The sequence below is a fragment of the Rhodoferax sp. genome, from assembly GCF_014859475.1.
GTDB lineage: Bacteria > Pseudomonadota > Gammaproteobacteria > Burkholderiales > Burkholderiaceae_C > Rhodoferax.
In genome coordinates, this window is the sequence record NZ_JACUUE010000190.1 from 1 (window position 1) to 4,928 (window position 4,928).

Sequence of the window (4,928 nt, forward strand, 5' to 3'; positions counted from 1 at the left end):
CTGTTTGCGCTCTTTAACGGCAACCTGCATGAAGACGGCGGCGAATACTACATTCCCAGCCAGTGGCGCATGGGCCAGGTGGCTCAGGACATGCCAGAGACCGACCAGAGTGCAACCGACTTTGTGGTCGAAGGTGACACCACGCTGCTGGCAGCACAACAAGAGGTGACCGCAGCCGAGGCCACCGACGACTACGACCGCATGGCCCACGCCTACATGGCGCTGCAGGATGCCGGCGTCAACGATGCCCAGGCACGTGCCCAGGCGCTCATCCAGGGGCTGGGTTTCAAGACCACCGAACTCGACAAGCCAGTCAACAGCTTCTCGGGCGGCTGGCGCATGCGCCTGCAACTGGCCCGTGCGCTGATGTGCCCAAGTGATCTGCTGCTGCTTGACGAGCCCACCAACCACCTGGACCTGGACGCGCTGGTCTGGCTGGAGGCCTGGCTCAAAAGGTACGAAGGCACCATGATCGTGATCAGCCATGACCGCGAATTTCTGGATGCCGTGACCAACGTCACGCTGCACATCGACGCGGCCAAGCTGGTGCGCTATGGCGGCAACTACAGCAAGTTTGAAGACATGCGCGCCGAGCAGATGGAACTGCAACAAAACGCGTTTACCAAGCAGCAGGACAAGATTGCCCACCTGCAAAAGTTCATTGCCCGCTTCAAAGCCAAGGCAAGCAAGGCCAAGCAGGCGCAAAGCCGGGTCAAGGCGCTCGACCGCATGGAAAAGATCGCGCCGCTGCTCTCAGAGGCCGATTTCACCTTCGAATTCAAGGAACCCGCCAACCTGCCCAACCCGATGTTGTCGATGAGCGGCGTGAGTTTTGGCTACCCGCCACCCATTGATGCGCCCGAGGGCACGCCGCCCACGGTGATCGTGCGCAACGTCAGCAAATCGGTGCTGGCCGGCCAGCGCATCGGTATTCTGGGGGCCAACGGCCAGGGCAAATCGACCGTGGTGAAAACCATCGCGCGTGATTTGCAGCCCATCGGCGGCGAGATCACCGAGGGCAAGGGCCTCAACATTGGCTACTTTGCCCAGCAAGAGCTCGACGTGCTGCGCCCGGCTGACACGCCGCTGGAGCACATGATCCGGCTGGTGAAAGACATGACAGCAGCCGGCAAGATCATTGGCCAGCAAACCCGCGAACAAGACCTGCGCAGCTTTCTGGGCACCTTCAACTTTGGCGGCGACATGGTCAAGCAGGCAGTGGGCAGCATGAGCGGCGGTGAAAAAGCGCGCCTGGTGTTGTGCATGATCGTCTGGCAGCGCCCCAACCTGCTGCTGCTCGACGAGCCCACCAACCACCTGGATTTGGCCACGCGCGAGGCGCTGGCCATGGCGCTCAACGAGTTCGAAGGCACCGTCATGCTGGTCAGCCACGACCGGGCGCTGCTGCGCAGTGTGTGCGACGAATTCTGGATGGTCTCGCACGGCGGCGTGGCGCCCTTTGATGGCGACCTTGACGACTACCAACGCTACCTGCTCGACGAAGCCAAGCGTCAGCGCGAAGCCATCCGAGAGGCCAGTAACGCCGCCGCCAAGGCCGAGCGCAAAGCGCAGGCAGAAGCCACAGCAGCGGCAGCCAAGCGCAAGCACAAGCCCGCGCCCACCGGCTCGCTCAAACGCAAACTGGCCGACCTGGAAGCCCGCATGGCCGCGCTGCAGGCCGAGGGCACCCAGCTCGAAGGCCACCTGTGCCAGTCGCCCCCGCCCGCCGACTTTGCCAGCCAGGGCAAACGCCTCAAAGCTGTCAACGAGGAATTGCAGGTACTGGAGGAACAGTGGCTGGAGGTGTCAACCGACATAGAATCTGCCCAAAATTGAGATAAGCATTTGTCATTGCGAGCGAAGCGCGGCAATCCATGTCTGCCGCGTTCTTTTGCCAATCAACATTTAGGGAATTCATCATGATCTTGGTCACAGGCGGTGCCGGTTTTATCGGGGCGAATTTTGTACTTGACTGGCTGGCGCAAAGCGATGAGCCGGTCGTTACCCTGGACAAGCTCACCTATGCCGGCAACCCCGAAAACCTGCAAAGCCTGCAGGGCGACGCGCGCCACACCCTGGTGCAGGGCGACATTGGTGATGCCGCGCTGGTCAGCCAGTTGCTAAGCCAACACCAGCCCCGCGCCATCATCAACTTTGCCGCCGAGAGCCATGTGGACCGTTCCATACACGGCCCGGGCGACTTCATCCAGACCAACATCGTTGGCACCTTCAACCTGCTCGAATCGGTGCGAGGCTACTGGTCTGGCCTGCCTGAAGACAATCGCGGCGAGGGCGTCGCTCCCACAAAAGACAGTTTCCGGTTTTTACATGTGTCCACCGACGAGGTCTATGGCTCGCTCAAAAAAGACGAGCCTGCCTTTACCGAGTCGAGCCACATCGAGCCCAACAGCCCCTACAGCGCCAGCAAAGCCGCCAGCGACCACCTGGTACGCGCCTGGCATCACACCTACGGCCTGCCGGTGCTGACCACCAATTGCTCCAACAACTACGGCCCCTACCAATTTCCTGAAAAGTTGATTCCGCTGCTGATCGTCAACTCACTGGCTGGCAAACCGCTGCCGGTCTATGGCGACGGCCAGCAGATTCGCGACTGGCTGTATGTAAGAGACCACTGCAGCGCCATTCGCCGCGTGCTCGAGGGCGGTCGCCTGGGTGAAACCTACAACGTGGGCGGCTGGAACGAAAAGGCCAACCTGGACATCGTCCACACCGTCTGTGCCCTGCTCGACGAGTTGCGCCCGCATGCCGACGGCAAACCGTACAAGGCGCAAATCACCTACGTGACCGACCGCCCCGGTCACGACCGCCGTTACGCCATCGACGCGCGCAAACTCGAGCAAGAACTCGGCTGGAAACCCGCCGAGACTTTTGACTCCGGCATCCGTAAAACAGTGCAGTGGTACCTTGACAACCCCGACTGGGTCGCCCACGTGCAAAGCGGCGCCTACCGCGAGTGGGTGCAAAAGCAGTACCAATAATTGGGGTCAGATTCCAATTAATTTCCAAATTTCCAGGAATCGGCTTTGAAAATTCTTTTGTTGGGCAAAAATGGCCAAGTAGGTTGGGAACTGCAGCGCAGTCTGGCGCCCTTGGGTCAGCTCATCGCGCTGGACCGTCACAGCAGCCAGTGGTGCGGCGACCTCAGTCGGCTGGACGACCTGGCCGACACGGTCCGCCTGACGCGACCCGATGTCATCGTCAATGCCGCGGCCCACACTGCCGTTGACAAAGCCGAAAGCGAAACCGAGTTGGCGCACACCGTCAACGCGCTGGCGCCCGAGGTGCTGGCCCAAGAGGCGGCCAAGCTCGGTGCCTGGCTGGTGCACTACAGCACCGACTACGTGTTTGACGGCAGCGGTGCCGCCCCCTGGCTTGAAACCGACGCTACCGGCCCCTTGAGCGTGTACGGCAAAAGCAAACTCGAAGGTGAGCGGCTAATTGCCCAACACGCCGCCCGCCACCTGATTTTCAGAACCAGTTGGGTCTATGCGGCACGCGGTGGTAACTTTGCCAAAACCATGCTGCGCCTGGCGCAGGAGCGTGAGCAACTCACCGTGATCAACGACCAGTTTGGCGCGCCCACGGGTGCTGACCTGATCGCCGACATCACCGCGCACGCCCTTCGCCAGGTGATGCAAAACAAGGCCGACGAGAAGACGTTGGCCGGCATTTACCATTTGGTTGCCAGCGGTTGCACCACCTGGTTCGAGTATGCCAAGCATGCTCTGGCGCAAGCGCAAAAAGTTCAGCCGACGATCACCCTCACGGCACGCGAAGTCACTCCGGTGCCCACCAGCGACTTCCCTACCGCCGCCAGACGCCCCTACAACTCGCGCCTGGACACCAGCAAGCTGCAAGCTGTCTTCGGCCTGACCCTGCCAGACTGGCAATTGGGCGTGAACCGCATGCTGGCAGAAACCCTTTAAACATCAAGAACCCATCACATGACACAACGCAAAGGCATCATCCTGGCTGGCGGCTCCGGCACCCGGCTTTACCCGGTCACGCAGGCGGTCAGCAAACAGCTCATGCCGGTCTATGACAAGCCCATGATCTACTACCCCTTGAGCACGCTCATGCTGGCCGGGATTCGCGAAGTGCTGATCATTTCCACACCGCAAGACACGCCGCGTTTTGCCGAGCTGCTGGGCGACGGCAGCCAGTGGGGCATGGCCATCAGCTACGCGGTGCAACCCAGTCCGGACGGCCTTGCGCAGGCGTTCATCATCGGCCGCGACTTTGTGGCTGGCCAGCCCAGCGCGCTGGTGCTGGGCGACAACATCTTTTACGGCCACGACCTCGTCAAGCAACTGGCCCAGGCCGATGCCCGCCCGAGCGGCGCCAGCGTCTTTGCCTACCACGTGACCGATCCCGAGCGCTATGGCGTGGTGGCCTTTGACGAGCACCGGCGCGCCATCAGCATCGAGGAAAAACCCACTCGCCCCAAAAGCAATTACGCCGTCACCGGCCTGTATTTTTACGACAACCAGGTCTGCGACATTGCCGCCCACATCAAGCCATCGCCGCGCGGCGAGCTCGAAATTACCGATGTCAACCGGCATTACCTGGAACAGGGCCAGCTCAACGTTGAGATGATGGGCCGTGGCTACGCCTGGCTCGATACCGGCACCCACGACAGCCTGCTGGAGGCCGCCAGCTTCATCGCCACCCTGCAAAAACGCCAGGGCCTGCAAGTGGCCTGCCCGGAAGAAATCGCCTTCAGCCATGGCTGGATCGATGCCGATCAAATCCTGAAACTCGCCACGCCGCTGGCCAAGAACGGCTATGGCAAATATTTGTTGAGCCTGCTCAAGTAAATCCACATGGATTGCCACGTCACATCGTTCCTTTTCTTGAACAGAGACATCGTCACTGCGAGCCCCCCGTATCCGGCCCGATACCGCACA

The 4,928-nt window shown here is 61.0% G+C and carries 4 protein-coding genes; all 4 read left to right on the forward strand.

Going from position 1 to position 4,928, the window contains the following annotated elements; genetic code table 11:
• A partial coding sequence (locus IBX54_RS12625; protein ID WP_296543007.1) for an ABC-F family ATP-binding cassette domain-containing protein occupies positions 1–1,836 on the forward strand: 1,836 nt, incomplete at its 5' end.
• Positions 1,837–1,919: 83 nt separating this feature from the next.
• On the forward strand, positions 1,920–2,999 hold the full coding sequence (gene rfbB / locus IBX54_RS12630; protein ID WP_296543008.1) for a dTDP-glucose 4,6-dehydratase: 1,080 nt from the start codon (positions 1,920–1,922) through the stop codon (positions 2,997–2,999).
• A 45-nt stretch (positions 3,000–3,044) separates the two neighbouring features.
• Complete coding sequence (gene rfbD / locus IBX54_RS12635) at positions 3,045–3,947, forward strand: dTDP-4-dehydrorhamnose reductase (protein WP_296543009.1); 903 nt, start codon at positions 3,045–3,047, stop codon at positions 3,945–3,947.
• Between the two features lie 18 nt (positions 3,948–3,965).
• The gene (rfbA, locus tag IBX54_RS12640; protein ID WP_296543010.1) at positions 3,966–4,838 is read left to right on the forward strand and encodes a glucose-1-phosphate thymidylyltransferase RfbA; all 873 of its coding nucleotides are present in this window, start codon (positions 3,966–3,968) and stop codon (positions 4,836–4,838) included.
• Positions 4,839–4,928 lie beyond the last annotated feature (90 nt).

Excerpts from the sequence above, each read along its gene's own strand:
- rfbA (WP_296543010.1), top strand. The coding sequence starts at position 3,966 with ATGACACAACGCAAAGGCATCATCCTGGCTGGCGGCTCCGGCACCCGG.
- rfbB (WP_296543008.1), top strand. The coding sequence starts at position 1,920 with ATGATCTTGGTCACAGGCGGTGCCGGTTTTATCGGGGCGAATTTTGTA.